The sequence below is a fragment of the Extibacter muris genome, assembly GCF_004345005.1.
GTDB classification, from domain to species: Bacteria; Bacillota; Clostridia; order Lachnospirales; family Lachnospiraceae; genus Extibacter; species Extibacter muris.
Map to the genome: position 1 here is coordinate 1 of NZ_SMMX01000024.1, position 26,897 is coordinate 26,897.

Consider the following 26,897-nt stretch of genomic DNA (forward strand, 5'->3'; position numbering starts at 1 on the left):
CAACAATAGCTGTCAAGTTAGTTGGTACTTCATAAGTCGGCATTGCCTTGCTGATTGTAAACTCTTTCCAGTCAGTTTCTGTACTCTTATAAGTATCATTTTCCTCAACGATTGCTTTCACTTGATAAGTTCCTGCATTGATTGGAGCAGTATCAATATTTTTCCACTCATTATCCTCTTTAGTTTGATAGATGAAAGTTATTTTTCCTGCTCCTTCTGTTACGGTATAATCATTTTCTGATAATGATACAGCATTCTCATCATAGATTTTATTTAAATCTAAGCCATCTTTGAAAGAAATAGACGTAGATGCCTTTTCATTCCACTTTGCATAATAGATATTACCTTTTTCAATATTTTCAACTGAAGTCCCACTAAAATCTGCATTTTCATACCATCCTCCAAAAACATAACCTTTCTTGATAGGAATAGCTAAAGTATCAGAAGTTACAACAATGTTTTCATAAAATGAACCACCATTGAGATACAAAACTGCTCCACAAGAAAAATTGTTCAAGGCCGGTATTCCTGCATATTTTTCCAGTTCCTCTGATGTTGTAATACAAATAAAATTATTATCTGCATTATTTTTTCTACCACTTCCTGCAATACCTCCAGTAGTTTTGCTGTTTGTAGGACCTGTGATACTTCCCCAATTGATACAAGTAGTAATACTTGCACTACCTACTCCAATAACCCCTCCAACATTAGCAAAGGTGTTTGAGGTTACATTTCCATGGTTGATACAGTTTTGAATAGCTTTTCCATTTGCACATCCAGCAATACCACCCCAATTTCCTCCAGCTGTGCCTGTACTGCCACCTGATATATGTGCCATGTTCATGCAATTAGTTATTGTACTTTCAGTGTTAGATTCTCCAACAATACCACCTACGTTATAGGCTCCCATAACCACACCTGAAAAACGACAATGTTCTATAAGACCTGAACTTTTTCCGACAATACCCCCTGTGTTTGACCCAGTACTATACACACAGCCAGAAACACTCAAATTTGAAACTACACCGCCATCTAACAAAGCTCCAAATAGACCTTTATAATGAGCCTCGCTATCTCCACTATTATCATTTATAAAAATCCCCTTTATTTCATATCCGTTTCCATAAAACTCTCCCGCAAAGCCATTATTTTCCCATAGAGAAGAGTCGCTTTTTGCTTGAAATCCAATAGGTATGAATGTCATAAGCTGTTCATTTTCCATATAGGTTGCATTTTGAATGTCAACTGGATAAGCGGTATAAGATTTATCTGGTGTATAATATAAGTTATTTTCTTCCGCAGAAAACTGTCCATTGTTTAAAATAATATCATTTTGTAATTGAAATTTGATATTTTTCATGGTGTTCCCACTATTAACCGCTATGGATAAAGCAACTAAGGACTCTTTTGTGCTAATTAAATATGTACCTGAATAGGGAGCTGTCGCATTGGAAAATTCAATAGCTTCTTCATTTTCCTGTGCGAAAACGAAGGCAAGATTAGATTGAATACCAAAGACCATACATAAGATAAGCGTGCAGGCGAGAATGCTTTTTAATTTTTTTGATTTCATCTTGTTTTCTCCTTTTTTGATTGTTCATTTTTGTGGGGTCTTGAACCAGACAGGGCAAATCCTGCATCTCCATGAGCCGTTGTTTCTCTGGTTCGCTCTCCCGATTTCTCATTATGAAAAATCTTCGTTTTGCCGTTATCTCGTTTTCCCCCTCCCCTCAATGTAGATTATGATATTCACATCAGGATAAAAAGGATTGAATGGTAGAAGTATACATGGCACAAAAAGCAGACTTTTTTTACCAACAATGATAGAATGAAATCGGGTGAATGTGTAGTGGTAAAAGGGGGATATTTTACGATAAAAAGTGCTTTTTCTTCATAAAAACCACTAAAAATAAGTGAGAAAAAAAGTCTACTTTTCATGGCAGGTAAAGTCTACTTTTTTTGCTGCATTAAAAAGTGTTTTCTTCCATTTTCTCTGTATAACGTTTTATCCAACTGGAAAAGGTGTTATGGTTAGTATGAAGAATTCTAGCTCCCTCTCGCTTGCTGATTTTCTTTTCTTTCCACATGAAATAAACTTCTTCAAATTCATTTGGTATTTTAGTACAAGGTCTACCAAATTGAACACCGTTCTCTCTGGCAATCCTTATCCCTTCTGCCTGTCGTTGTCTAATGTTTTCTCTTTCAATCTGGGCGACATAGGAAAGTATCTGTAATACCAAGTCTGCAATAAATTTCCCAGTAATACCATTTACTTGATTTCTGGTATCAAGCAGAGGGAAATCCAATACAATAATATCAATGTCTTTTACTCTTGTTAGATAACGCCATTGCTCTAATATTTCATCATAATCTCGTCCCAGACGGTCTATGGACTTAATGTAAAGCTCATCGCCTGCTTTCAGCTTTCTTATCAGCCTTTGATAATTCTTGCGTATAAAATCCTTTCCTGATTGTTTATCAATATACATCTGTTTCTTTGTCAGTCCAATTTCCTGCATGGCTTCCACCTGCCTTGCGATATTCTGGTCTTTGCTTGAAACTCGGATATATGCGTATTTCGCCATATTAAATTCCTCCTTTGTCTATTATCCACAAAGGAGATTATAATCAAGGTAGTAGGATAAAAGATGAATGAATAGCAAAGGACAGTGTGCAGACTTACAAAAAATGCACGCTGTTAAAAATCTATCCTACAATCTTCCAGTTGCTATCCTTATGTAGCACAAGCTCAAACTGCGATACCTGCATTGCCTTCGTCTTATTTACCACAAATCAGATTTTATCCCTTTCTTCCTCTTGATTACTCAACACAGAAAAAAAAGCCCTGTCAAGAGCTTTGCCACCATTGGTGGTGCTTTGCACTCTTAATCGGGTTTTTTGTTTGCTGTATCTTCTCGCAAGAGGAAAAAAGTTACTCGTCCTCATCATTAAAATAATTATTCCTTAATACTTCCTGTAAAAGTTCCACATCTTCCTTTGAATTTGGATTTATCCTTTTTACAGCATAGTAAGGTGTTTTATACTTGTGTCCCTCTGTGCTTTCCCCGAACATATCCATGCTGTATAAATCATCATAACGGTCTAAAATCTTCTGAAATTTCAAATGCTGGATAACTTCTTTGATTGGGTAAAGGTCGCTTGCCTTGATATTCTTCCCGTTGATATAATCAGTAATATATTTGCGTAGCTGTTCTAATTCATAGTCCAGCCATTCTTCTTCGCTGTCAAAAAAGTTATCATAATGTCCATGTTTCAGTTCTGCATTTAAACGTTCTTCCGCTCTTAGAAACTGGCAGACTTCCTTTTCTGCTTGATTGACATATTTCCATTCCCCCGATAGCAATTCGTTCGGTGTTACGTCCAGCACTTCCATTATCTTTTCCAGCGTATCATAAGCAGGATAATTCAACCCTCTTTCAATCTTGGAAAGGCTCTGCATATTGATACCGATTTTGTCCGCAAGCTCCTGTTGTTTCATTCCTCTGAATTTTCTTATGGTCTGTATATTATTTCCTAAATGGCTTATTTTCATCGCATAACCCTCCATATCTCGTTATATCTTCACTGTTACTCTTTATATCGGCTCAAAGTCAAGTACGAAATATTTCTGCCTGTATGAAAAGGATAAGGAACAACAGGCAAAGGGCAAGAAAACGGATATTAAAAACCGCTTTGAAATCCGTCTGCGTAGCACAAAGGCGGTACAGGCAGTAGAGGAACTGTTACTGACACAGAATCCTCGTGAGCTGGTCTTTTATCTGATTACTGACTTTGTAGATTTTCCCGACTATCCATTGTGGGAGATATTTATTTCCCATGACAGCCTGCCTCTTGAAATGAACCCCGTACCTGTCAATTTAGACGTACTTTGCCATGGCTGGAAAGACAGGTCATGCCCTCACTCGTCATGTTAGAAGAAATCGACAGGCTGACAGGCACAAGTTATATGAAAGAGATTGACGAGAATTCCAAGCTGTCGGAAAAGCAGGAAATGACGGTCTTGCAGATGTGTATGGATATATTCGAAGTGATTGAAAGTGAGGGGGTGTTCTATGAGTAATGTACATGACATTCCCGTATGGGAAAAATACACCCTTACCATTGAAGAAGCGTCAAAGTATTTCCGCATTGGAGAGAACAAGCTAAGACGATTGCGTGAGGAAAAATCCCTTTGATTTCAAGTTAAGTGAAGTCATAGAAAACGATACAAAAGAAAAAGTCGCATTGACAGAGGAACAGGAACAAGCCTTACTGTCATTCATCAAGACAGACAATGTGTATCACAAGTATTATGATGATGTGCTGATACTATTAAAGACAGGACTTCGTATCTCGGAACTGTGTGGACTGACAGCAGATGATATTGATTTCAAGAATGAAGTTGTCATTATCGACCACCAGTCACTAAAGAGCAAGGAACAGGGCTATTACATTGAAACGCCTAAAGACAGAACCATTTGTGATAGACGGACGGGGCAACTTCCTGTTTGTCAATTCCAAAGGCAAGCCAAAGGTGGCGATTGATTACACAACACTATTTGTCCGTATGGTAAAGAAATATAACAAGCACCACAAGGACAAGCTCTTGCCACATATCACACCGCATACGCTACGCCATACGTTCTGCACAAGGCTGGCAAACAAGAACATGAACCCAAAGGATTTACAGTATATCATGGGACATTCAAATATCAGTATCACTATGAACTGGTATGCTCATGCGTCCATAGATACCGCAAAATCAGAGGTTCAGCGTCTAATCGCATAAGAAGTATTTACCACGATTTTAACCACGATTGACAGGAAAAATATAAGAAGATAGACCTAGATATGTGAGGTTTACCACAAAAGCAAAATGCCCGTAGAGCCGATAAAATAAGGCTTTGCGGACATTTGCAAAGATATAAAAAGATAGTCAAAAAGATTTATAAATTATAAGAATTTACATCATATATGAGCCTTTTCACTTAAAAAAATCAATAAATCTTCCACAGATTAATACACTAAAAAAGCTGTCAACCACAGTACTTCCAAGCAGATTAAAACGATGTCTCAACCATATCATAAGGGGTTGCTTGATAAACGTAATAATTGAGCCAGTTTGTGTACAGGTTGTTGGCATGTGCCCTCCACGTCAGCAGCGGCCTGTTGTCCGGATTGTCATCCGGGTAATAGTTCACGGGGATATCAATCGGCAGCCCTTTTCCGACATCCCGCTTGTACTCGCCGTCCAGCGTTATCCTGTCGTATTCGGGATGCCCCATCACGAATATCTGCCTTCCGGCCTGGGCCATCACAAGAAAGGCACCGGCTTCTTCCGATTCCGCAAGCATCGTCAGCCTTTCGTCTGCATGTATCCTCTCTGCCGGTACATCCGTATGCCTGGAATGGGGGGCGTAAAACACATCGTCAAACCCGCGCACGAGCGGTATCTTCCTGTTCATCACCTTGTGGCGGAACACGCCGAAGAGCTTGCTCTTAAGCTGCACCTTGTCGATGCCATAGTGGTGGTACAGCCCCGCCTGGGCTCCCCAGCACAGGTGCAGCGTGGACGTCACATGGGTCGTCGTCCACTCCATGATCTCCTTCAGCTCTTCCCAGTAGTCCACCTCTTCAAAAGGCATCTGTTCGACCGGCGCCCCGGTTATGATAAAGCCGTCGAACTTCTGGTCCTTTATCTCCTCGAATGTCTGATAGAACTTGTTCAGATGGCTCGTCGGCGTATTCTTCGACTCATGGCTCGATACGTTGACGAATATCACATCTACCTGCAGCGGCGTGTTGGACAGCGACCTGAGTATCTGGAGTTCCGTCTCTTCCTTAAGAGGCATGAGGTTCAAAAGCCCGATTCTGATCGGACGGATATCCTGATGCGTCGCCCGGAACTCATCCATCACAAATATATTCTCACGTTCCAGTATCTCTTTGACTGGCAGATCGTTCTGTACTCTGATTGGCATAGATTACTTTCCCTCCCTTTTATCTGGCTGTTGTACTTCGGAATGGACATACTTTCCTGAATTGTCTACGTAACTCATAGTGTCATAGTATTTGGAATCCGCCGGCAGCTTCTTCCGCTCGAGCTTGTTGTTCAAGATCATCTGCACGATATAATAGATGACCGCAAATGTCGGAACGCCCATAATCATCCCGACAAATCCGAACAGGCCGCCGCCGAGCAGGATGGCCACGATGACCCAGAAAGCGGAAAGGCCCGTAGAGTCCCCGAGAATCTTCGGTCCGAGAATGTTGCCGTCAAACTGCTGCAGGAGCAGGACAAAGAGGATGAAATACACCCCTTTTACCGGATCGGACAGCAATATGAGCACCGCACTCGGTATGGCACCGATGTAAGGGCCGAAGAACGGGATGACGTTCGTGACGCCGACTATGACGCTGACGAGCATCGTATAAGGCATATTCAGGATGGAAAGCCCCATGAAGCATAAGACGCCGATTATAAGCGAATCAATGATCTTTCCTATTATAAAGCCGCCGAATATCTCGTTGCTCTTAGTCGCAAGATGGAGCAGCATATTGCCATGCTCAGGCTTCATCACCGCATATACCGCCTTCTTGCTCTGCCTGGAGAACGTCTCTTTGCTGAACAGGATGTAGATGGACACGATGATTCCTATCAGCGCGTTGACGATCTCGCTGATGATATTGATAACTCCTACCGTAAGGTTGGACATGATATCGTTCGCCTTCGTCAGAAGGTCCGTACGCAGCCACGTCTGCAGCATATCCGTACCTTCCTCCACTGCCGTCTTGATAAGGGCACCTGTCGTCGAATCCTCAAGCTTCACATTGTTGAGCTTGTCTACGAGGTCATTCAGCTGTCCGGGAAGGGTATAGACCAGATTACGTATACTGGAATACAGTTCCGGGATGAGCAGGTTACACAGCGTGATAATCAATATAAATAAGATGACGATGGACAGGAATATGCCGCACGCCCTCGATAGCTTCCTCGCTCCGTCACGCTTCTTGATCTTCGTCTCAAAAACCGGAATCAGATACCTGTCCACCTGCTTGACGATCGGGTTCATCAGATATGCGAACACGCAGCCATAGATGACCGGCTTGAGCACGTCGAATATCTTCGTGAATCCTTCGGACAGGTTCGTAAGCCGAAGGAGTGCGAAGTAGAATAATATACTCGCCGCCACCACAAGAAAAGCCGTCATTCCCCGGTTGAACTGCTGACGGATCTTTGACGGGCCCTTTCCCCCGAATCTGGGCTGCTTGGCATAATAGTCGGAACGTTTTTCCTTCTCCTGGCCGCCCTCGTGAATGTTTTTATTTTCATTTTCCATATATACGCGCACCTCTCTACACAATTAAAATCATTATACCCTCTGTGCAAAACCTCGTCAACCAAAAAGGGAAGCCTGCGCTTCCCTTTTATACGACACTTTTTTCTGCTATCTTATCTATGCTCTTTCGCTTTGACACGCTCTCCGTCCGGGCCTTCATATTCCCTGCCCCATCCTGTGAGCACGGAAAACAGGAATACTCCGAACAGCGCGATGCAGTGGAAGGTCGCCCCCGCCAGGGCAATCGGGTTTATGGCGTGTATAAAGGTATATTCTTCCAACAGCCCAGTTATGCAGCTGATTACGATAAAGATGAACGAACTCGTAAATGGTATGATGACGGACAATGTACTTGCAAAACCGTCCAGCAGATTGGAACGCCGGTAAGGGTGCAGCCCGCTCTCCTGCCCTATCTTGTCTGCAATCGGCCCATACATGATGATTGCCGGCCCGTTGGCTGAGCCCAGGCATATGGAAGTCAGGATGATACCAAAGCCTATGATGAATTCGGTGCCGATAATCGACTTGTTCAGCTTGCTCTTGAGCAGGGCATCTATCATCTTCTGCATCATCCCGCTCTCGCTTAGTACCCCGATGATTCCGGCAACCGCATACAGATAGCCGACCGTTCCGAGCATGTTCTTGATACCGTCGATGGCAAACCCGGCCAAAGCTCCGTCCTGCACAGATACGATATCAGCCGGCGTAAGGATGCCTGCGGCAAGTCCGATGGCCGTACCGGATATGATGCCCCACGTAACCGCGATGAAGATATCTCTTTTGATGATTGCAACCGTTAGAAGCACCGCGACAGGGATGAGCATGATGAGGCCTTTCGGATCCTTATATGCTTCCAGGATCTCTTTCCCTGCCGGGTCTCCTGCACCTGCGTTGCCGAGCACGAGGAACAGCACGCAAGCGATAGCCATGGCTACAAGAGCATATTTCAGACGTGTCGCTACGACGACGCCGATATCAGCCGTACCCTTCTTGTTCTTGTAGCTCTGTGATGCTGCTGATGCAATCGTCGTGTCAGATATCGGGGCGATATTATCCCCGAAAATGGCTCCGGACAGGATAGCACCTGCCAGGTACAGCGGATGGGCCCCGAGCAGGATTCCCGACGGATAGAGAATCGGGAATCCGGAAAACAATGTCCCGATGGACGTAAGTATCAGTGCAAGCGTATTCATCATCTCAGAAGTCATCCCCTTGACGACGGCACGCCAGTAGCGGGCCCAGTCCTTCGCAAACAGGCTTCCGATAATGATTACGAGAATGCCGCCCATGCAGAGCCCTTCCATCTCGAACACTTTAAAGACGACGAAAAGCATGATACAGACTACGACGAACAATATGAGCGGCAGTACGGCAAAAAAGCTCCCTCCTCTGAATTCCAAACGTTTCTCTTTCTTATCTTCCATAAACTATTCACCTTCCTTTTCCTTTAAATTTTTTACACGGTTTTCAAAATAATTCGTCCCCCACACGCTCAACACGATCAATGTCCCGCCCACGACCTGATACCAGTACAGATGCTCCTTCACGATGAGCACGCCGGCCGCGATGGATATCACTGTGGCAAGATTGATGAATACCGCCGCATTGACCGCTTTCAGCTTGGAAAGCATATAGTTCATACAGAAAAATGCCACCGCTGAAGTACCGATGCTCAGTTCCACGACCACGAACATCATTTTCGCAGAACGAAATGGCACGAGATACGCCGTAAGCACCGCCCGGTCGAAGATTCCCTGTATAAGCGATATGCACGTGAATATGACGGCTCCCAGGCATATCATCGTGTATGTTATCTCCACGGATGAAAAATACTTGGAATATTTCCGCGAGAGCACGTTGTTGACTGACCCTCCGAGCACAGATACGAGCATCAGCAGTATGCCGAAAAATGTACCATCGTTTCCGCTGCGCTTTGCAAATACGACGGTAACCGTCACTCCTGTTACGGATACGATGATAAAAAACACCTGTATGCGCATCGGTTCTTCCTTCAGTATCCATATCCCGAACAGCGTCACAAATATAGGCATGATCGACACTAATATGCCTGCCTGCGAAGAAGATACATACTGCAGGCTGATCGTCTCAAAGTAGAATGAGATTCCCGGATAGAACACCGAGAGGGCCAGGACGCCCATCACCGGCTTATCCTTATAGCTGATATGTATGACGCCGAATGCCCTGAGGACTGTCATAAAGGCTGCTGCCAGCGCAAACCGGAAGCTCATCAGAACCATCGGCGGAATCTCGGCCAGCCCCTGCTGCGTCACGAGAAATGACAACCCGAAAAACACAGCCATCACGACACCTGCCGCATAAGGCAGAATACCTGTTTTTTTCATATAGCCCCTCTTCCTGTTCCCATATTTTAAAATGCAGGCATTTTCCCTATATCCCGGTCTACGTAAGCCACGCCGCCCCTGAATACCTTTCGTATGCGTTCCTTGTCCCTTAGTATTTTGATATCCAGGAGGGGATTCCCGTCTACGAGGAGCATATCTGCGGTCTTACCCGGTTCGATGCTTCCAATGTCCTCCTGCAGGAGCGCCTCTGCATTCACGGACGTAGCCGCCTTGATGGCATCCATGGGTGTCATCCCGTTATTTGTCAGGCATTCCAATTCGTACGCATTCTCACCATGGTAATTGAACGGCGTTCCTGTATCTGTCCCGACACCGGCTTTTACGCCTGCGTCCAGTGCCTTGTGCAGATTCACATAATGGTGCCGTGCGAACAGTTCTACCTTTTTCAGATGGTCCTCCGGCACGCCCGCAGACGCACCGTATTTTATGGTACGAAACGCACAAAGCGTGCTCATGAGATACGTTCCCTTTAAAGCCATCCTGCGGATTGTCACTTCATTCAGAAACGTTCCGTGTTCCATCGTACGGACACCCGCCTCCACCGCATTGAAACAGCCTTCTTCCCCGATGCAGTGTGCCGCTGTACAGATGCCGTTCTTTTCTGCTTCCTTCACTGCGGCAGCCATCTCTTCTATATTGAACTGTGCCACCGTGGCAGGCCCCGGGGACATCCCCCCGCCGGTCGCCATGAGCTTGATATTGTCTGCCCTGCGCTTGATCCGTTTTCTCGCGCATTTCCTCACTGCCCCTTCCCGCACGGCCTGCCGGATATCCATATCTATCTCGCCTTTTTCACCGCAGCAGCGGATTGTCGTAAAGCCGGCCTTCAGGTCTTCCTGTGCTCTTTTGACGCCATGGATAGCCGCCAGGCCGGCCGGCTCCATGATCATGTTGCGGAAGTTATCCGGCTCCCCGTTCATACAGAGATGTACATGCGCATCGATCATGCCCGGCATCACTGTCCGACCGCCGGCATCTATCATTTCCCAATCCCGGTATAACGCAAGCGCCTCTTCTGTCTCTTTTCCCACATAGCAGAACCGGCCTCCCTCCACTGCCACCATGGCGTGCGCCATGCCCTCATCTGCCAGCCCGTCTATAAGAAAACAATTCCTGATTACATACATTCACACCACCGTCTTTCTTAAAACGGCCCATAGTCAATCAGCTGCGCTATCACGAGGCTGATGCTGCCGAGAACCGTCACTATCAACATGTACTTCCAGATAAACTTCACCCATCTGGGAGGCCAGTATCATCGTCCGGCTGTTGATGCCGACCAGCGCCCCGAGAGGGGCCAAGATAGGCATCGTGATCAGGAACTGTCCGGAACCTGAGTTTACAAGGAAGTTGAACAATAGCTGTATTAAGAATAGATGCTTCCTTCATCCAGTATGACCATGATGCCTCTGGAAAGCCCGCATACGATTGCCGCTGCTATCACACCTTTGGCGCCTTCAATCATATTCGTACAGACATCCTCGGCCTTAAGCCTGCCGATGACGGCTGCAATGAGGGCCGCAATGATGAACAGGCCGTTGATCTCTTCCATATACCAGCCCCGTGAGATGATTCCGTACACCATGACCGCCAGAATGACGACAAGCGCGGCGCCAATCAGTTTGTGCCGCGCTCTCTTTGTACACGAGGCTGCTCTTTGGATCCTTCCTTACCTTTTTGGAATAGTGCAGGACGTAAAGGACGCCTGCCGCATAGAATACGACCTGGAGGATAATGCGGAACCATGCGCCCGAATACAATGGCAGCCCTGTAATCTCATCCCCGATTCCAACGGTAAACGGATTCGTGACCGACACGGAGAAGGCAGATAATGCAGATACGACTACCATGCCTGTCGCCGTCATAGAGTCAAATCCAAGGGCAAGCATAAGGGGCATGACTGCCGGAAGATATACGAGCATCAGTTCCGCGCCTCCGATGATTGCTGCGATCAGCGCGAACACGAACATGAGGATCGGGAAGATAAGCATCTCCTTCCCTTTCAGTTTTTTCGCAATGGAGTTGATGCCGACCGCAATCGCTCCGGTCGCATTGATAACCTGCCAGCACGCACCGATGATCAGGATGGTGAACGCCACGAGGGACGCTCCTGTCAGTCCCTGCGTAACGGCTTTCAGCAGGAAGAACGGGTTCAGGTAATCCTTATCCGTATATCGGAAGGAATCCGTCACCACCACCTGGGACATGCCGTCCTCCAGCGCCGCCCGTTCATACGTCCCGGATGGTACGATCCATGTAGCGATGAGCGCTATGACCATCATCAGGAACAGGATGGCAAATATATGGGGAAACTTTCTCTCTCTTATCGATTTCACTTTCTCTTTCATAGGCTTATTTCTCCTCGGTAATCTTGATTAAAGCATCTACCCCTTTCGCTCCTTGGCCCTTCTCGTACAAGAACAGCGGGTTAATGTCTATTTCCTCGATAGATGGTTGATCTACTGCGAGTTCCGATACTTTCAGGAGGCAGCCGACCAGAGCGTCCATGTCATATTCCGTCCCTCTGGCTCCTCTGATAATCTGGTACAGCTTCGTCTCCTTTATCATCTTAACTGCTTCCTTCTCATCTATGGGAAGCAGCCTGAGCGCGATGTCCTGAAATACCTCTACGTAGATGCCGCCGCTGCCTGCCATGAGCACAGGTCCGAACTGCGGGTCTTTCTTCATCCCGACTATAACCTCCAGACCCTCTGCCGCCATCTCCTGTATGAGCACCCCGTCAATGGCTGCATCTGCCTTATAAGCTGACGCATTCTCCATAATTTCTTCATATATTTTCCCTACATGCTCTTCTCCGACCCCGATGTATACGCAACCTGCTTCTGTCTTGTGCTGGATATCCGGGGAAAGTATCTTCATGACAACAGGACACCCTATCTCTCCCGCTATCCGTACAGCCTCCTCCTGCGATCCGGCAACCTTACTCATGGCCATTGGCACCCCGTATTCAGAAAGAAGATTCTTCGCATCCAGTTCATTTAAAAATCTACTCATCCGCCTCTTCCTCCTGACTTTTCAAGAATTGGCCGTATGCCGTCATATGGCTCATCGCTTTCACACAGTGGGCTGGGGTATCAAACGTATGTATCCCTCCCCGCTCCAGAATCTGCCGGCATTCCCATACGTAGTTCCCGGCCATGATACAGATGCAGACCGGCTTTCTCTCCCCGTATCCTTCTTCCGCCAGCAGGCGGAGCAGCCCTTCGGCCAGCTCTCTTCTCGGCAGGAACGTCGGCACCACGGTCACGAATATGACGCTGTCTACCGCATCATCATCCATGACAATCCTGAGGCTTTCTACATGATGTTCCACAGTGGCTGCTGCAGTGATATCTGCATATCCCTCCGGGGAACAGACATTTGCCATAGGAGGCAGGGCGCCTGCCAGCTTCTTCTTCGTCTCTTCTGATACGAACGGAAACTCAAGTACCTTCTCATCTACAAATGCATCCGTACAGTAGATCCCCGGCCCTCCGGCCTGCGTAAGCAAAAAGCAGTTCCTGCCATCTGGAATCTTCATCGATTCAAAAGCCTGAAGCGTATCCATCATGTCTTCTATCGTGTATACTCTTATGATGCCAAACTGGCGGAATGCCGCGTCGTATACGGAATCTGCCCCGGCAAGGGAGCCTGTGTGAGAGTTGGCAGCTTCTGCCCCGATGCTGCTGCGGCCGACCTTCAGGATTACGACCGGTTTCCTCCGGGCGATTCTTGCCAGCGTGTCGATCAGCCTCCTGCCGTCCGGATATCCCTCCAGATACATGCCGATGACCTTCGTATCTCTGTCCTGCTCAAAATACTCCAGCATGTCGATGCAGTCTACATCCGCCATATTTCCTATGGAGATGAATTTATTCATGGATATCGGGGCCGGCCCGGATGCGCCCATCATCAGGATGGAAGCCGCCATGGCCCCGCTCTGGGAGATAAAGCTGATGTCTCCTTTCTGTCCCCTCATCTCCTTCGGTATAAGCGTCTCAACAAAAGTCGTGTCCACACGGTTGATATTGTCGATGATTCCGATACAGTTCGGCCCGACCACCCGGATCCCGTACTTTGCTGCAGTCCCGATGAGGCAGTCCTGCCTTCGCAATCCTTCCTCCGTCTTCGTCTCGCCATAATCTGCGGCGATGCAGACGATTACCTTGACATCCCGCTTTCTCTCCATCCGTAACGTAAGGTCGTCCATAATGTCATATATCATCTTCGCTGGTGTGCCAAGCACGACAAGCTCTACCGTCTCTTCAATCTCTGAGAGCTTCTTGTAACACTTCCGTTCCAGAATCTCATCTGCTGACACCGTAACAGGAAATACCTGCTTTGGATATCCAATCTGATTCAGGTTATAGATAACCGTATATCCAGCTTTCAGCGGGTTATTGCTTGCACCGATGACCGCGATGTTCTCAGGATTGAATAATGCGTCTAGATTATGTACCATGTATTCCCTCCTTTCCCATCAAAGGCCGGCAAGCTTCGTGAGCCGGTTCCACTTGTAATCGACCAGTTCCTGGATTTCTTCCGCTTCTTCCTCGTTCAGATGTTTGAACTTCTTCATCCGGCCCAGATATTCCTTCACCGGTTTTGGCTCCTTGAATGTCTTATTGATAGTAAAGGATCCGTTTTCCACTTCATAGAGCGGGAAGAAATTGCTCTCCACCGCAAGTCTTGACACTTCGATGCTCGTATCCGCCTTTATCCCCCATCCGGTCAGGCAAGGATTGAACATGTGAAGATATTTCAGCCTGCTGAAAAAGCGTGATACGGTCACGCGGTTCGAGTAGACGAGGTCGGCCATCTCCTGATGAGTGAAGGGAATGTTGATTTTAATTCCCCTGCCGCAGCGTGTCCCGCTCTCCCGAATCAGGTACAGGAATGCCCGTACGATTCTGACGTCCGCCGTCTGGAACGAGAGGGACGATATATTCCCTGCAAGTATCCTCATCTTGGCACAGAGGTCCTGTATGAGAAAGTCTTTGAAGCCGGGTATCTCTGCCGTCATCCTCGTAAATATCGGCCCCGTCGTGCGGTAAAGGCGGCAGTTCTCTTCCGCCGTAGCCGCAGTGAACAGGGACGGGTATCCATCAAGGCTGGACAGGTTCCCGAGAAGGCTTCCCGGTCCGGCAATCATCAGATGCTTTTCGATTCCGTTCTCATCACCGGTCAGAATCCTGACGACACCGGTTCCCACGATATACACGTATGGATTTCTTCCCCCGGGTAAATAATATCGTATTCCTTTTGTAAGTACATAGTTCCATCTTTGCCTGGACATCCTCCAGTAAAGATGGCATTTTTTCATAAAAAAATAACCATGGCGATTCATACTCCGGCAAAAGGACGTCAAAATCAGCCATGGTCTGTTTTAGTGTTGATATTTAAACCACCTCCATTGAAAAACCATCTTTATTATATCATCCATGCTTATATATGCCATTCCGAAAAATTTTCCTCCATTTTGTAGCGCAGGCTACTTTTTCACAGTAAGACAGGTGATAGAATACTGACAATATATCAAAGCTCGGGCGAATAAACAGACAATAATAATTCAGGAGGTGAAATGATGAAATTAAAATGGATTATTCCCGTGGCAGATACTCCTGCCACACGTAAGGCGAACGATGGCATCATTATGGAAATTTCTTGAAGAGAAAGCATACGCAGGCGGTGACGACGATTTTGCGAGCAAACCGGTTCCGGAAGATAAGAAGCGCGGATGGGCCAGCAGCGCCGTCGTGTGCATCGGCTGTGCCATCAGCATATCGGCCTTTACGCTCGGCGGAAGCCTTGCCACCGGCCTGACACTGAACGAATCCATCATCGCCGTTCTGGCAGGCGCCCTCGTCCTGGCCGCCATGGCCTGTCTCTGTGCGGAACCGGCCATGTACACAGGACTGTCGACGAGCATGATCGGGAAGTTTACGTTCGGGCTTAAGGGAGCCGCTCTCGTCGGCCTCCTCTATGCCGGGTGTGCCTGGGGCTGGTTCGGCGTGCAGGCCGGCCTGTTCGGTGACACGATTGGACAGATGTTCCGCCTCATGACCGGCAACGCCCTGTCTCCCGCGGGGGTAAAAGTAATCATAGTGATTGGCGGACTTCTGATGACAACTTCCGCCATCTTCGGCTTCAAATCTATAGAAAAGCTGAGCTGGATAGCCATACCGGCCATCGCCATCCTTATGGTAGCATCGCTTGTCATGGTACTCAAGGGGCATACGTACAGTGAATTGAACACATCCTTTATCACGAATCCGATGTCGCTTGGTACCGGCATCTCTCTTGTCATCGGCTACGGCATCACGATCATAATTGCCGCAGCCTGTGCCAAAGCAGTGGGGGATGCCAACATCGTCACCGTCATGATAGGCCTTGGATGGGGCGTGCTTGCCATGGTCGTCCTGGTTCTGGCGCAGTGGACCTCCAATGACAACAACGTATACAGCGGTTCCCTCGGCCTCTCCGTCGTGTTTGATCCCGTTTTTCTCCGTACTCGGAATCTTCACGCCTCCCCTCGGAGGATGTTATCTGGCCGACTTCTATCTATGCAAGAAGTTCTACAGCTTTGACCGGCTGGATAAGCTTAAAAAGGTGCGCCTTGAAAGTATGGCCGCCTATCTCATCGCAGCCGCGGTAGGATTTATGACGACACAGACTTTTCCGGGATTCGCATGGTTCCAGATTACCACGATCCCCGCAATCGACTCCTTCGTGGCGGCCTTCATCATGCAGATAGCCTGTGTAAAACTATTCAACAAAAATCACGGAAAAGATTATTCATCATCCGTATGTTAAGGAGGACTTGACATGTCAGTAAAAATGAACAAAGAGCAGCTATATGGCTTGATGAAGTGCCGGACGACGCAAATGTAGCCATCATATCCGGCATGGGCTCCCCTGCCGCCACAAAGGAACGGGGCTTTGACTGTATCGCCTGCGTCCACGCGCTGAGGAGGCTGGAAGCCGTAACCGGTAAAAAGATCGACTATGTCGCTGCTTTCGAGGTGGGAGGAGGTAATTTCATGCCTCCTATATACACGGCATGCTATACGGGAATCAAAGTCATCAATGCCGATGGCGTGGGGCGTGCGGTTCCTGAATCATTCATGATCATGCCGGAAATCCACAACGTGCGTTCAGCCCCTTTCGCGATGGCGAATGAGGAGAACTTAAGCGCCGTGCTCTATTATGAGGACAGCAGCGGCTGCGAGCTGATCGGCCGTCCCATCGTCAACGTATTCGGAGGATCCGCTGGAGTCGCCAACTATATCATGGACGGCGCAACCGCTAAAAAAGCGCTTGTGGCAGGTTCTTACGAGCTGGCCCGCTCTATCGGGGAAGCCGTGCGCAAAGGAATTGCCGCAGTCGAGCGCCCTGTCGAATGCATCGCAAGAGCCACCGGAGGCATCGAGATTATCGAAGGGAAGCTGTCGGAGCTCCGCATGGAGACAGAGAACAGCCATGACTGGGGATATGAGATCATTGAAGGTACGGGAACATATACCGGAAAAAGCATAAAGATCATGATATAAAATGAAAATATACTTGCCTTTGACCAGGACGGAAAGGTACGCTGCGTCACACCGGATGCACTCTGCGTCTTCCAGTCCTACGGAACGCCTCTGACGAATGCTGATTTGGAGCCTGGCATGGAAGTGGCCTTCGTGGGCGTGCCGTGCAACCCGAAATGGCTGGAAGGGGACTCTGTATCCGTGTTCCAGACGGCATATGACTACTTTGGATATAAGGACGGCTATATACCTGTAACCGAGTTGAACTGATATACATAGAAAGGGATTATGATGGACACTGTCTTAGACACATTGATTGATGGATACCGTGTAGACATTATCCGCAATACCCGGAATCTCGTCCGCATTCCAAGCATCAAAGATACTCCCCGGCCGCACATGCCTTCGGCCTTTCCATCGGGCAGTGCCTCGATGAGATGCTGGCACTGTGCAGCTCTCTTGGAATGCGCACCAAAAACTGCGGAGGTTATGCCGGATGGGCTGAAATCGGCAGTGGCGAAGAACTGTGCGGCGTCCTCGTACATCTGGATGTCGTCCCCGCTGGAGATGGGTGGGAACACCTGCCCTTCGGCGGGATTATGGAGGACGGCAAGACCTACGGGCGCGGTACGGTAGATGACAAAGGTCCTGCCATCGCTTCCGTCTTTGCCCTGAAGGCGATTGCCGATAGCGGGCTTCCTCTTTCCAGAAGGATACGGATTATCTTCGGTACAGATGAAGAAAACGCCTGGACATGCATGGACTACTATAAGGAGCACGAAGAGATTCCCTGCACCGGCTTCTCTCCGGACGCCGAATTCCCGGTCATATACGCAGAAAAGGGAATCCTGTTTGCCACCTTGGATAAGGAAGGGACCGTAGAGGAAGATAAACCCTATATACGGAACCTGAGCGGGGGCCGCAGGGCAAATATGGTGCCGGATGAATGCCATGCCGAACTCGTCGTTCCGGAGCCTGACGGCTCTTTCGTACGGCTGCTGGAATTGGGGGCCTCCACTATACCCGGCACCCACATCTGTGCCGGCGGACCTGTCGTCAAGGTCCGTACGACCGGGAAGACATCTCACGGAAGTACACCGGAGAACGGGGTGAACGCGGTGTCGAACATGATGCTGCTTCTGGAACCCTTTATGTAAGGTGATTCCTTCCAGAGCAGTTTTATAAGTTTCTATCGTTCACACATCGGCGCTGAAACCGATGGCTCAGGCTTATTCGGCGATATCTGCGACGAGCCTTCCGGAAAGCTCGTGCTGAATGCCGGCCTTCTGTATATGGATACACAGCATGCGAGCCTGAAGCTGGATATCCGCTATCCGGTCACCTGTTCCGGCGTGCAGATCCAAAGGCTTCTCGCAGACACCGCCGCAGATGCAGGCCTTGCGATGCACATCGACTTGAACAGCGAACCTTTGTATGAGGAAAAGGACAGCCGTGTTGTCCAGACGCTGTTATCCGTCTACCACGGCTACTGTCCGGGCGGCTCAGTCCCCCTCGCGGTAGGGGAGGATGAATACATGCTTGTTAAAACGTTGTTCTCCAGATGCAAGCTGACCGCACTTTTTATCTTAGAACTGACGGCCTGACCATATTTCCCGCGTTACAAGAAAAAGGAAAGCATTACGCTTCCCTTTTTCTTAACATCCACAGTGGAATGTGGCACATTCCGTCTGTTCACACTTACAGGCCTCGCTGCCTTCCACGCTGATCTTTCCTGCATGGCATTTGCACTCTTCGTTATACATACATTCAGTCGCCTTACAGTCGATGTTGCTGCAGGCCGTAGCATTGTTCTGGCTTACGTTGCTGTATGAATCGCCCTTTCGCTCTTCAAAGCTGTCGCAGCACGTCTCTTCTGAACGTTTTGCAGAGTTTCCTCCTACCTGGATCTTATCAAGGTCGCAGTAAAAGTTCTTATTGTGTGTACAGGTCTGTACGGTACATTTTAATTCTGGCATGATCCTACCTCCTTAGTTTGATATCAGAAGTAGTATCTGCATATTCAGAATATAATATTCTTTTTTCAATTTATTGTTGATTTTTATAATCACAGAGCCCTTTTGCGAACATATCGTGGAATTCCAGGCAGCTCTGCTTCAAGGATACCGGCTTGCCCGCCTCATTGATGAAACAGTGTTTCGTAAGTCCTCTGCAATGGACCATCTCCGTCTTGCCCAATCTGATCCGTCTCATAATACTGTACTTTATGCTTATATGGTTCTATCATGCTCATCTTTTCACCTTCTGTCCTTTATCTGATGCTTCTTCCGCCGTCCGCTACCTTCCGAACTTCTCCGGATGCTGGCCCGACCAGCCTGTCTGCGGCATTGTACCAAGGATATACATATCCTCTTCGCTCAATGCAAACCCGAAGATGTCCTGATTCTGTTTCATCCGATCCATAGAGGACGATTTGGGAAGTGGCACGATTCCTCTTTGCAGCGCGTAGCGAAGGCAGATCTGGGCTGCCGTGACTCCGTAACGTCCCGCCATCTCAAGGATAGCCGGCTCCTTCAGCACCTTGCTTCTACCCATAGGGCTCCATGCCTGTACGAGAATCTCATGTTCCTGGCAATAACGTACCGTAACCTCCTGCGTGTAGCCCGGATGGAATTCAATCTGGTTGACCGCAGGCTCCACGTCACAATTCTCCAGAAGGTTCTCTATATGGTAAGGCAGAAAATTGCTGACTCCTATAGCCCTGGCCTTCCCCTCATGGTACAGCTCCTCAAGCGCCCGCCATGATTCAGTATCAAGCCGCCGCCACTGCGTGAAGCCGTCCTCCGGAAGCGGCCAGTGGATGAGATACAAGTCCAGATAGTCTGTCTGAAGCCTTTCCAGCGATTCCATGAATGCCTTCCTGATATTCCCATATCCCATCTCTGTCCTCCATGCCTTCGATGTGAGGAAATACTCTTCGCGGGCGATTCCGGACTCTGCCAGCGCTCTGCCAATCTGTCTTTCATTTCCATAGAAAGACGCCGTGTCAAAGTACCGGTAGCCCGCTTCTATGGCTGTCTTCACTACTTCACAATCGTCACCGTCTGATGCTCTGTACGTCCCAAAACCAAGACATGGATTCATGACACCGTTATTCAATCTATAACAATCATATATGCTGTTCATACTGCTCCTTTCATATCCTTTTGCCGGCTTTTTCGTTCAGCTCTTTTATCTCCCTTTGTATCTTCTCATCCACATCCTTCACTACAGTATCCGGCCTGCCGACATAGAAGCCTTGCAGATAGTCGATGCCGAGTGATATGAGCGTCTCCATCTCTTCTGCGGTCTCAACTCCTTCTGCGATAACTTTTATCCCTCTCGGCCTCGTATAGTTGAGCGTGCTCACCGCAAGTGCCTGGCGGTCTTTGTCTCTGTGGATGTCCCTTACGATGCTCATATCGAGCTTGACATAATCCGGCTGCATGTAGAGGAGTGTCGATTCTGAGCTGTATCCGGCACCGAAGTCGTCGACCGCAAGCTGTGCGTGGAATGCTTTCAGCATCTGGATCTTATCTTCCATAATCCCGATATCCGTCTGTTCGCTTTCAATCATTTCCACGAAGAGCGTGTCCATTCCTATCTGGTACCGCTCAAACAGGCTATATAGCAGCTCTTCTGAAAGTATCTGGTTCGGTATGGAATTGACAAACAGCTTCCTGTCGCCAAACGCGTCCCGCTGTGACGCGTACTCCTCAAATGCCTTGCAGAACGTAAGCTTTTCAATGTCCGGAAGCCTTGACTGGGAGATTGCCAGACGCATGACATCGGCGGGGGAAGCCAGGTCTTCCATGATGGGACGCATCAATGCTTCATAGGCGGCCACGCTTCCATCCTTCGTACTTACGATCGGCTGGAACGCATAGTTGACCAGTTCATCCTCAATCAGCTTGTTCAGCTGTTCCCTGCCCTGCAGCAGAAAAGCATCTTTTTCATAGGCTTTCCTGTCGAACTGCTTAAATACGCCTTTATAGCTGTTTTTCGTATCATACATGGCAAAGTCCGCATACTTCCTCAGCTCATCCAGATTTCTGCCGTCGTGCGGATACCATGCGATGCCGCCGGAAGCACGAACTGCTATCGACTCTCCGTCCGGCATGACGACCCTTGTGTTGTTCAGCTGTCTTTTGACTTCCTCTACTTTTTCCAGAAGCCATTCCTTACTTCCACAATCTGGAACAAAGGCCAGGAATTCATCCCCGGAGATGCGTCCGATGATGCCGCCGTCTCGCGCCAGGCCGCCGAATACGACCGCGGCCCTCTGTATATACTGATCGCCATAATCATGTCCGTATGTGTCATTGACATATTTCAGATTATCAAGGTCCCACATGATCATCGCCCCAAGCGTCAGGCTGCTGCCCTCCTGCAGCAGCTGCTTCATCCTCCTGTTAAAGGCCCGCCGGTTCAGCAGATGGGTCAGGATATCGTAATCCCTCTCATACTCTATCTTCTGCCTCTCATAGATGTCTTTCGTGATGTCCAGAACAGTAAGCAACGTCTTATCCTCGTCCGCCAGCGACTTCAGATGTACCCATCTCTGCTGGATCGTGTGGGCAATCTGGTAGTCTTTCTCCCAGGATTTGTCAAGCAGCTCTTCAAGTCCTGCCTCTTTCAGATAATCTTCAAAGTATTTCCGGTCAAGGTAGCCACGGCTGTAATACTTCTTATTCATCATAAACATCTTGATGACTTTCTTTGTACAGAACACTTTCTCCGTGCCTCTTTGGTATTCCACGACGCCGAGAGGCAGGTTCACCAGCTCGATGATCTGGGATTCTTTAGACGCATTCTGCCTCACATTGACATAGAACGAGACAATCGCGTTCTCCAGGGCATCTATCTCCTGCGCGTTGGACGATTGGAACTTCAGCTCGTCGTTGACATCCTTGCTGCGGATTTCATCGACCATCTGCCTGATCGGACGGGTGAAGAAGTAGCTGCCGACCACCGCTCCAGCAATGCCGAGCACGATAGACGCTGCAAATGCTATCATCACTGTCATCTGCAGCCGGTCTGACGACCGGAACAGCGTGCTCTCCGGGAGCACGCCTATGATCGCCCACTTTTCCCTGCTGTACGGTGAAGTGCGCCTGTAAGTATATAATTGGCAAATGCGTCACGTCCGAACAGGGCTTTGCCACCGGACCATTCATAAAAAGCTTCCGCCGTGTCGGCCAGGCCTTCCCATGTAGAAAGCTGCCTCAGATCGGCACCGGTCTCGAGTGCGAACTTATCCCAGTCGATTTTGTTGATCGTCATCACTTCCGTCGACTTTGCTATCGGGAACACGACGAGCGGCTTATCCTTTCCTATCCTGCCTTCTTCGATATACTCGTCCAGCTCATCTTTCGTAAAGTAATCATCCAGATCAGCCAGCAGCCCTTCTTCCTCAAATTCCATGGCGTTGGAACCATAGCAGCTGAATATGTCGGGAAGGTCCCTTTTTCATCTCCAACGGTATCGTTGAATTCTTCTACCAGTTCATCAAGCGCTATTTTGGCGGCCCCGTTGTAATATGTCTCTATCTCTATCACGGTAAGTTTATCGGTATGTGCCCCTTTACCGGTCTTTCCCGTACATCCTGCCGTCATACCCGTTAGCAAGGCTATGATGCATGCATACACAATTCTTTTTTTTATTTTTGGCCTCCCTGTCCTCACTTTTTAGTAAAAGAAAATAGAAAAAAATAGCAATATGCTATACCTTATAATATAGCATATTACTATTCTTAAATCAAAAGTTTATGTAGAATTGAACTGTTAATGTCCAATAAATACTTTTATCGGCCTTTGATGTCTGCTAAGGCAGCCATAACCTGCACACTGCAAAGAACTCCCTGACCATATAGTTGACGAAAAGCAGCGGGCTGCACCCTGCCGGGATACGGCACACATCTTTATAGCCAATCCTTCTGGCATATAAGCAGGCGCGGTACATGTGAAAATTATTTGATACGATTCCTACCTTCACGGCCTTATCCGGCAGATATCGTGCCGAGAACGCAAGGTTCTCCTCCGTCGACTTTGATTGATCTTCCAGAAGGATTCTGCTTCGTTCTATTCCGCAGCCGATAAGATATGCCTCCATTGCCTCCGCTTCCGAGATATCCTCTCCCGGCCCCTGTCCTCCGGATACTATCACCGTCGTCTCCGGATTCTCAGACAGATATGCGGCGGAACGCCTGAGCCTTCTCCTCAGGGAATCTGTAACCTTCGTCCCTCTTACCTGGGCACCGAGGACGATGAGATACGGTATGCCCTTCTCCTCGGTAGAAACCATTCCACCGGCTATGCGTATCTCTACGAAGGCGAACGCGGCCGCAGGAATCCAAATCAGCTTCCACAGCGGGCTTTTCGCCAGTACCGGTCGCATCTTGAACAGCACCAGCAGCACGGCACACAGAGCCCCGGCCGCCAGCCAGAATCTCGCAAAAGTAGAGTTCCATCTGCGCAGACGTATGCTGACCGCCCCATAGTACAGGAGGCAGACGGCGCCTGCCGCAGGCAGTGCTACCTTCCACAGCATTTCTTATACTTCTTGCCGGAACCGCACGGACATGGGTCATTTCGCCCCGGTTCCTTCTCTTTCCGGATCGTGCCGGACTGCTTCTGCTCCTTGTACAGAGCTTTCAGCTCCTCTTCCGTGTATATGTTCTTCCACTGCGGCAGCTCGTATAGCCAGTCGGCTTTGGCCGCAACCATATTCTTATACAGCGTCTCTTTATCAAAGGCAAGGCTCACCACCGTATCTTCTTCCATCGTCTCGATTGGATTCGGCTCCTTCAGGCTGTCGTTGATGCCATCGAGGAAACCGGCCATCGTGAATACTTCCTGGCCGTACTTTTCGGCAAGCTCTTTCACCGTCCCTTTTACTTCTTCATCCGGCTGTTCCAGAAGCTGTTCATATATCTCCTTCTCAATCTGAAAATATGTGGACCAGAACTTCTGCAGCTCTCCTTTGTCTGCCTGTTCATTATAGGCTGTATCTCTCCACTGTTCTAATAACGTACGACTCATATAACATACTCCTTCTGTATTCATTTGCAATTTTATCTTGCTCTTTATATAATATACTAAAGACTCGATTAGATGTAAAGGATGATTCCGATGAAAAAGATAAAACGTATCATAGCTCTGTCCGGCGCGGTTCTGCTTGTCGGCATGTATATCAGCACACTTGTCTTCGCCTTGCTGGACAGCTCCGAAACGATGGGGCTTCTAAAGGCATCCATCGTGTGCACAGTCATACTCCCCGTACTTCTGTACGCCTATACCCTCGTATATAAGATTACGAAAGGTAGCGGGAGCGGGAACGACGATTCTGTTTAATATCACACATAAAGCTCCGCCAGCATCCACGCAGGGCGTTTTTTTTCTGCGCCCTTTCCCTGCCTCTTCTGTTCTTTTTCCCTTATTTTTCGTCTCTTTGTAAGGTATTCTTCCATTGATATCACTTCTGGGTAATTCGACTCATTTCTCTGCTGCATAGTAGATACCTCCATTTCCATTATTCATACTCGTCAGCCGTGAAGCCCCGACTCCCGGCTTTATTATTATATTGTGGCTCCCCTCGCATTATGCCTGTTTTAAAAGCACAAATCCATTATAATCATAAAATGTGTCTACACTGTGGCACGTTTCTTAAAATTTGCTGAAGCAGAAAGGGACGTGATCTTTTTAAAAAGGGTTACGTCCCAAATTGCATTTTGTGGTGTACCCAGATGACAAGAAACGGATGCCTGATGGCATCCGTCCTGCTCTATTACTTATATATGATATCCTCTCTGCCTGGTCCGTTAGAGACCATCGTGATCGGATAACCGATCTGTCCTTCTATAAATTCTATATATCTGCGGCAGTTTTCCGGCAGCTTGCCGTATTCCTTTATGCCGCGTATATCGCATTTCCAGCCCGGCAGCGTCTCCAGCACAGGCTTTGCCTTCTCAAGCAGATGGGTCGTCGGGAAGTCTGTCGTCACTTCCCCGTTGATCTCATATCCGACGCACACCGGAATCTCGTCCAGATAGCCGAGCACGTCCAGCACGGTAAACGCGACATCTGTCGTTCCCTGCATCCTGCACCCGTATTTGGATGCCACGCAGTCGAACCATCCCATTCTTCGTGGCCGTCCTGTCGTGGCGCCGAACTCTCCGCCGTCTCCGCCGCGGCGTCTCAGCTCGTCCGCCTCCTCGCCAAAGATCTCACTGACAAATGCGCCCGCTCCTACCGCGCTTGAGTAGGCCTTGCATACGGTGATGATCTTCTTGATCTCATACGGCGGGATGCCTGCCCCGATGGCACCGTAGGCGGCAAGCGTAGACGATGACGTCACCATCGGATAGATTCCGTGGTCCGGATCCTTCAGAGAGCCGAGCTGCCCCTCCAGCAGTATCTCCCTGCCTTCGCTTATTGCATTGTCAAGGAAGAGCGATACGTCACATACATATGGCTCTACCATCTTCTTATACTCTTGTAATTCATCATATAATTCATCAGGATTCATTGCAGGCTTATGATAGAGATGCTTAAGCAGCACATTCTTCAGCTCCGCCACGCGCACTACCTTCTCCCTCAGCAGTTCATCATCGAACAGCTCGCTCACCTGGAAGCCCACTTTGGCATATTTATCAGAATAGAAAGGGGCGATGCCGGACTTCGTCGATCCGAATGATCTGCCCCCAAGCCGCTCTTCTTCATATGCATCGAAGGCCTTATGGTAAGACATGACGATCTGCGCCCGGTCGGATACGAGAATCTTCGGCGCAGGGACGCCCTGCTCTATGACAGACTGTATCTCGTTGAACAGGACCGGTATATCAAGAGCGACGCCATTGCCGATTACGCTCGTCGTATGATGATAGAACACTCCCGACGGCAGCGTATGAAGCGCAAATTTTCCATAATTGTTAATAATCGTATGCCCTGCGTTGGCCCCGCCCTGGAACCTCACTATGATATCGGCCTTCTCGGCGAGCATGTCGGTAATCTTGCCTTTTCCTTCGTCTCCCCAGTTAGCACCCACTACTGCTTTAACCATTTCAATTCCTCCTGTGTTATCAACTAACTTTGCCTATAGCATTATACTATATTTTATCTGCCGTGTAAAATGCTATTTTCCAAAACTACTCGATGATATCTTCCCCCATCTCGTACAGCAGTTCGTTCATCTCTCCGATGGAAATCTGCTTGTCAAGGCCGAACAGTATGATGCTGTCCCTCTTATTCTTCACATATAGGACAGGATATTCCGATGTCTTAAGCACCTTCTGCATCTCTTCGATAGAAAGCCCCATTCCGAATCCGAGCGCCAGCAGCTTATCCCTGGTCGGCTTGCGTGTCCCCGAAAATATCTGGTATGCATAATTGCGGTCAAGCTGCGAGCCGTGGATAACATCCGCCTTCTTCCTGCCCTTTTGGACAAGCATCTGTTCCAGGCAAGCAGGCAGCCCGCCCGTTATAAATTCCGGCGTTTCTTTCAGATATTCGTCAAAACTCCGCTTCTTCTTTAACAGCTCCAGTAATTCTTCCGTTGATTTATTCTTCTCCACCATCTTATCCTCCCGTCCTAAACAGCACTCCTGCGAAATCAGCTACTAATGTTCAATGAGATATGATAAAATGAAT

At 48.3% G+C, this 26,897-nt stretch carries 28 protein-coding genes and 7 pseudogenes; 9 read left to right on the plus strand and 26 right to left on the minus strand.

Features of this window, described 5'->3' with window-relative positions:
* The 4 genes and pseudogenes from E1963_RS17550 to E1963_RS17565 form a co-directional block, all read right to left on the minus strand.
* A pseudogene (locus E1963_RS17550) lies at nt 1-1,573 on the minus strand (InlB B-repeat-containing protein); the annotation flags it as partial.
* A 394-nt stretch (nt 1,574-1,967) separates the two neighbouring features.
* Complete coding sequence (locus E1963_RS17555; RefSeq protein ID WP_132280858.1) at nt 1,968-2,585, minus strand: recombinase family protein; 618 nt, start codon at nt 2,583-2,585, stop codon at nt 1,968-1,970.
* Between the two features lie 121 nt (nt 2,586-2,706).
* A pseudogene (locus tag E1963_RS17560) lies at nt 2,707-2,793 on the minus strand (conjugal transfer protein); the annotation flags it as partial.
* A 139-nt stretch (nt 2,794-2,932) separates the two neighbouring features.
* The gene (locus E1963_RS17565; protein ID WP_425545258.1) at nt 2,933-3,553 is read right to left on the minus strand and encodes a helix-turn-helix domain-containing protein; all 621 of its coding nucleotides are present in this window, start codon (nt 3,551-3,553) and stop codon (nt 2,933-2,935) included.
* A gap of 46 nt (nt 3,554-3,599) precedes the next feature.
* Between E1963_RS17565 and E1963_RS20850 the strand changes: the two genes are divergently transcribed.
* The 4 genes and pseudogenes from E1963_RS20850 to E1963_RS17580 all read left to right on the plus strand — a co-directional run.
* Nucleotides 3,600-3,935 carry a replication initiation factor domain-containing protein gene (locus tag E1963_RS20850; RefSeq protein ID WP_479686854.1) on the plus strand — a complete coding sequence of 112 codons (336 nt, stop codon included), beginning with the start codon at nt 3,600-3,602 and terminating at the stop codon, nt 3,933-3,935.
* Complete coding sequence (locus E1963_RS20855) at nt 3,929-4,081, plus strand: hypothetical protein (RefSeq protein WP_243117793.1); 153 nt, start codon at nt 3,929-3,931, stop codon at nt 4,079-4,081. The genes E1963_RS20850 and E1963_RS20855 overlap by 7 nt, the downstream gene beginning before the upstream one ends.
* Nucleotides 4,074-4,184 (plus strand): annotated as a pseudogene (locus tag E1963_RS17575) (excisionase); the annotation flags it as partial. The gene E1963_RS20855 and the pseudogene E1963_RS17575, both read left to right, overlap by 8 nt.
* Nucleotides 4,168-4,789, plus strand: a pseudogene (locus E1963_RS17580) (site-specific integrase); the annotation flags it as partial. The pseudogenes E1963_RS17575 and E1963_RS17580, both read left to right, overlap by 17 nt.
* Before the next feature lie 271 nt (nt 4,790-5,060).
* Here E1963_RS17580 and metA read toward each other — a convergent pair.
* The 10 genes and pseudogenes from metA to E1963_RS17640 all read right to left on the minus strand — a co-directional run bounded on the left by metA (nt 5,061) and on the right by E1963_RS17640 (nt 14,945).
* A complete protein-coding gene (gene metA / locus E1963_RS17590) occupies nt 5,061-5,981 on the minus strand; it encodes a homoserine O-acetyltransferase MetA (RefSeq protein ID WP_132280864.1) in 921 nt (306 codons plus the stop codon).
* Nucleotides 5,982-5,984: 3 nt separating this feature from the next.
* The gene (locus E1963_RS17595) at nt 5,985-7,340 is read right to left on the minus strand and encodes an AI-2E family transporter (protein ID WP_132280867.1); all 1,356 of its coding nucleotides are present in this window, start codon (nt 7,338-7,340) and stop codon (nt 5,985-5,987) included.
* Between the two features lie 113 nt (nt 7,341-7,453).
* Nucleotides 7,454-8,764, minus strand: coding sequence for a Na+/H+ antiporter NhaC family protein (locus E1963_RS17600; protein ID WP_132280869.1), 1,311 nt, complete (start codon nt 8,762-8,764; stop codon nt 7,454-7,456).
* Nucleotides 8,765-8,767: 3 nt separating this feature from the next.
* A complete protein-coding gene (locus E1963_RS17605) occupies nt 8,768-9,703 on the minus strand; it encodes a DMT family transporter (protein ID WP_132280872.1) in 936 nt (311 codons plus the stop codon).
* Nucleotides 9,704-9,729: 26 nt separating this feature from the next.
* Nucleotides 9,730-10,851 (minus strand): metal-dependent hydrolase family protein, encoded by a 1,122-nt coding sequence (locus tag E1963_RS17610; RefSeq protein ID WP_132280875.1) that lies wholly within the window; start codon nt 10,849-10,851, stop codon nt 9,730-9,732.
* A 165-nt stretch (nt 10,852-11,016) separates the two neighbouring features.
* Nucleotides 11,017-11,082 (minus strand): annotated as a pseudogene (locus E1963_RS23170) (hypothetical protein); the annotation flags it as partial.
* 8 nt (nt 11,083-11,090) lie between these two features.
* Nucleotides 11,091-12,072, minus strand: a pseudogene (locus E1963_RS17625) (hypothetical protein).
* A 4-nt stretch (nt 12,073-12,076) separates the two neighbouring features.
* Nucleotides 12,077-12,739 carry an acetate--CoA ligase family protein gene (locus E1963_RS17630; protein ID WP_132280884.1) on the minus strand — a complete coding sequence of 221 codons (663 nt, stop codon included), beginning with the start codon at nt 12,737-12,739 and terminating at the stop codon, nt 12,077-12,079.
* Complete coding sequence (locus E1963_RS17635) at nt 12,732-14,186, minus strand: acetate--CoA ligase family protein (RefSeq protein ID WP_132280887.1); 1,455 nt, start codon at nt 14,184-14,186, stop codon at nt 12,732-12,734. Before E1963_RS17635 ends, E1963_RS17630 begins: the two co-directional genes overlap by 8 nt.
* A gap of 18 nt (nt 14,187-14,204) precedes the next feature.
* Nucleotides 14,205-14,945 (minus strand): helix-turn-helix domain-containing protein, encoded by a 741-nt coding sequence (locus E1963_RS17640; protein WP_167482247.1) that lies wholly within the window; start codon nt 14,943-14,945, stop codon nt 14,205-14,207.
* A 421-nt stretch (nt 14,946-15,366) separates the two neighbouring features.
* On the opposite strand from E1963_RS17640, the gene E1963_RS17645 reads away from it, so the two are divergent.
* Nucleotides 15,367-16,311 carry a cytosine permease gene (locus E1963_RS17645; protein ID WP_132280893.1) on the plus strand — a complete coding sequence of 315 codons (945 nt, stop codon included), beginning with the start codon at nt 15,367-15,369 and terminating at the stop codon, nt 16,309-16,311.
* Between the two features lie 45 nt (nt 16,312-16,356).
* Here E1963_RS17645 and E1963_RS19840 read toward each other — a convergent pair whose 3' ends face one another.
* Complete coding sequence (locus tag E1963_RS19840; RefSeq protein WP_167482248.1) at nt 16,357-16,497, minus strand: hypothetical protein; 141 nt, start codon at nt 16,495-16,497, stop codon at nt 16,357-16,359.
* Nucleotides 16,498-16,578: 81 nt separating this feature from the next.
* Between E1963_RS19840 and E1963_RS17655 the strand changes: the two are divergent.
* The 3 genes and pseudogenes from E1963_RS17655 (at nt 16,579) to E1963_RS17670 (ending at nt 18,857) form a co-directional block, all read left to right on the plus strand.
* Nucleotides 16,579-17,523: pseudogene (locus E1963_RS17655) on the plus strand (DUF917 domain-containing protein).
* A 53-nt stretch (nt 17,524-17,576) separates the two neighbouring features.
* On the plus strand, nt 17,577-18,410 hold the full coding sequence (locus E1963_RS17665; RefSeq protein ID WP_262201494.1) for a Sapep family Mn(2+)-dependent dipeptidase: 834 nt from the start codon (nt 17,577-17,579) through the stop codon (nt 18,408-18,410).
* A 135-nt stretch (nt 18,411-18,545) separates the two neighbouring features.
* A complete protein-coding gene (locus tag E1963_RS17670) occupies nt 18,546-18,857 on the plus strand; it encodes a zinc-binding metallopeptidase family protein (protein ID WP_132280905.1) in 312 nt (103 codons plus the stop codon).
* Nucleotides 18,858-18,908: 51 nt separating this feature from the next.
* Here E1963_RS17670 and E1963_RS17675 read toward each other — a convergent pair whose 3' ends face one another.
* From E1963_RS17675 to E1963_RS17705, 8 genes are all read right to left on the minus strand, one after another.
* Nucleotides 18,909-19,229, minus strand: a complete 321-nt coding sequence (locus E1963_RS17675; protein WP_132280907.1) for a DUF1540 domain-containing protein — start codon at nt 19,227-19,229, stop codon at nt 18,909-18,911.
* A gap of 70 nt (nt 19,230-19,299) precedes the next feature.
* Nucleotides 19,300-19,464, minus strand: a complete 165-nt coding sequence (locus tag E1963_RS17680) for a hypothetical protein (protein WP_201272066.1) — start codon at nt 19,462-19,464, stop codon at nt 19,300-19,302.
* Nucleotides 19,465-19,548: 84 nt separating this feature from the next.
* Nucleotides 19,549-20,397, minus strand: a complete 849-nt coding sequence (locus E1963_RS17685; RefSeq protein ID WP_132280910.1) for an aldo/keto reductase — start codon at nt 20,395-20,397, stop codon at nt 19,549-19,551.
* Nucleotides 20,398-20,407: 10 nt separating this feature from the next.
* A complete protein-coding gene (locus E1963_RS17690; protein WP_132280913.1) occupies nt 20,408-22,321 on the minus strand; it encodes an EAL domain-containing protein in 1,914 nt (637 codons plus the stop codon).
* A 2-nt stretch (nt 22,322-22,323) separates the two neighbouring features.
* Nucleotides 22,324-22,674: an extracellular solute-binding protein gene (locus E1963_RS17695; protein ID WP_132280916.1), complete on the minus strand. Its 351-nt coding sequence runs from the start codon at nt 22,672-22,674 to the stop codon at nt 22,324-22,326.
* Entirely contained in the window at nt 22,584-22,898 is a 315-nt protein-coding gene (locus E1963_RS19845) for a hypothetical protein (RefSeq protein ID WP_167482250.1), read from the minus strand. The genes E1963_RS17695 and E1963_RS19845 overlap by 91 nt, the downstream gene beginning before the upstream one ends.
* 175 nt (nt 22,899-23,073) lie before the next feature.
* Entirely contained in the window at nt 23,074-23,799 is a 726-nt protein-coding gene (locus E1963_RS17700; RefSeq protein ID WP_132280919.1) for a YdcF family protein, read from the minus strand.
* Nucleotides 23,784-24,290 carry an SEC-C metal-binding domain-containing protein gene (locus E1963_RS17705; protein ID WP_066577152.1) on the minus strand — a complete coding sequence of 169 codons (507 nt, stop codon included), beginning with the start codon at nt 24,288-24,290 and terminating at the stop codon, nt 23,784-23,786. The genes E1963_RS17700 and E1963_RS17705 overlap by 16 nt, the downstream gene beginning before the upstream one ends.
* A gap of 90 nt (nt 24,291-24,380) precedes the next feature.
* On the opposite strand from E1963_RS17705, the gene E1963_RS17710 reads away from it, so the two are divergent.
* The gene (locus E1963_RS17710) at nt 24,381-24,602 is read left to right on the plus strand and encodes a hypothetical protein (protein WP_132280922.1); all 222 of its coding nucleotides are present in this window, start codon (nt 24,381-24,383) and stop codon (nt 24,600-24,602) included.
* 2 nt (nt 24,603-24,604) lie between these two features.
* Here E1963_RS17710 and E1963_RS19850 read toward each other — a convergent pair whose 3' ends face one another.
* From E1963_RS19850 to E1963_RS17720, 3 genes are all read right to left on the minus strand, one after another.
* Nucleotides 24,605-24,760 (minus strand): hypothetical protein, encoded by a 156-nt coding sequence (locus tag E1963_RS19850; RefSeq protein ID WP_167482251.1) that lies wholly within the window; start codon nt 24,758-24,760, stop codon nt 24,605-24,607.
* Nucleotides 24,761-25,035: 275 nt separating this feature from the next.
* Nucleotides 25,036-26,310: an adenylosuccinate synthase gene (locus tag E1963_RS17715; RefSeq protein ID WP_132280925.1), complete on the minus strand. Its 1,275-nt coding sequence runs from the start codon at nt 26,308-26,310 to the stop codon at nt 25,036-25,038.
* A gap of 85 nt (nt 26,311-26,395) precedes the next feature.
* Nucleotides 26,396-26,824 (minus strand): hypothetical protein, encoded by a 429-nt coding sequence (locus tag E1963_RS17720; RefSeq protein ID WP_132280928.1) that lies wholly within the window; start codon nt 26,822-26,824, stop codon nt 26,396-26,398.
* Nucleotides 26,825-26,897: the final 73 nt, after the last annotated feature.

Coding starts and splice junctions, on each gene's coding strand:
- E1963_RS17695 (WP_132280916.1), bottom strand. CDS start 22,674: ATGGAATTTGAGGAAGAAGGGCTGCTGGCTGATCTGGATGATTACTTT.
- E1963_RS17720 (WP_132280928.1), bottom strand. CDS start 26,824: ATGGTGGAGAAGAATAAATCAACGGAAGAATTACTGGAGCTGTTAAAG.
- E1963_RS17600 (WP_132280869.1), bottom strand. CDS start 8,764: ATGGAAGATAAGAAAGAGAAACGTTTGGAATTCAGAGGAGGGAGCTTT.
- E1963_RS17565 (WP_425545258.1), bottom strand. CDS start 3,553: ATGAAAATAAGCCATTTAGGAAATAATATACAGACCATAAGAAAATTC.
- E1963_RS17715 (WP_132280925.1), bottom strand. CDS start 26,310: ATGGTTAAAGCAGTAGTGGGTGCTAACTGGGGAGACGAAGGAAAAGGC.
- E1963_RS17635 (WP_132280887.1), bottom strand. CDS start 14,186: ATGGTACATAATCTAGACGCATTATTCAATCCTGAGAACATCGCGGTC.
- E1963_RS17555 (WP_132280858.1), bottom strand. CDS start 2,585: ATGGCGAAATACGCATATATCCGAGTTTCAAGCAAAGACCAGAATATC.
- E1963_RS17645 (WP_132280893.1), top strand. CDS start 15,367: ATGGCATCATTATGGAAATTTCTTGAAGAGAAAGCATACGCAGGCGGT.
- E1963_RS17630 (WP_132280884.1), bottom strand. CDS start 12,739: ATGAGTAGATTTTTAAATGAACTGGATGCGAAGAATCTTCTTTCTGAA.
- E1963_RS17685 (WP_132280910.1), bottom strand. CDS start 20,397: ATGAACAGCATATATGATTGTTATAGATTGAATAACGGTGTCATGAAT.
- E1963_RS17595 (WP_132280867.1), bottom strand. CDS start 7,340: ATGGAAAATGAAAATAAAAACATTCACGAGGGCGGCCAGGAGAAGGAA.
- E1963_RS17700 (WP_132280919.1), bottom strand. CDS start 23,799: ATGCTGTGGAAGGTAGCACTGCCTGCGGCAGGCGCCGTCTGCCTCCTG.
- metA (WP_132280864.1), bottom strand. CDS start 5,981: ATGCCAATCAGAGTACAGAACGATCTGCCAGTCAAAGAGATACTGGAA.
- E1963_RS20855 (WP_243117793.1), top strand. CDS start 3,929: ATGTTAGAAGAAATCGACAGGCTGACAGGCACAAGTTATATGAAAGAG.
- E1963_RS17610 (WP_132280875.1), bottom strand. CDS start 10,851: ATGTATGTAATCAGGAATTGTTTTCTTATAGACGGGCTGGCAGATGAG.
- E1963_RS17675 (WP_132280907.1), bottom strand. CDS start 19,229: ATGCCAGAATTAAAATGTACCGTACAGACCTGTACACACAATAAGAAC.
- E1963_RS17605 (WP_132280872.1), bottom strand. CDS start 9,703: ATGAAAAAAACAGGTATTCTGCCTTATGCGGCAGGTGTCGTGATGGCT.
- E1963_RS17670 (WP_132280905.1), top strand. CDS start 18,546: ATGGATACACAGCATGCGAGCCTGAAGCTGGATATCCGCTATCCGGTC.
- E1963_RS19850 (WP_167482251.1), bottom strand. CDS start 24,760: ATGCAGCAGAGAAATGAGTCGAATTACCCAGAAGTGATATCAATGGAA.
- E1963_RS17680 (WP_201272066.1), bottom strand. CDS start 19,464: ATGAGACGGATCAGATTGGGCAAGACGGAGATGGTCCATTGCAGAGGA.
- E1963_RS17710 (WP_132280922.1), top strand. CDS start 24,381: ATGAAAAAGATAAAACGTATCATAGCTCTGTCCGGCGCGGTTCTGCTT.
- E1963_RS17705 (WP_066577152.1), bottom strand. CDS start 24,290: ATGAGTCGTACGTTATTAGAACAGTGGAGAGATACAGCCTATAATGAA.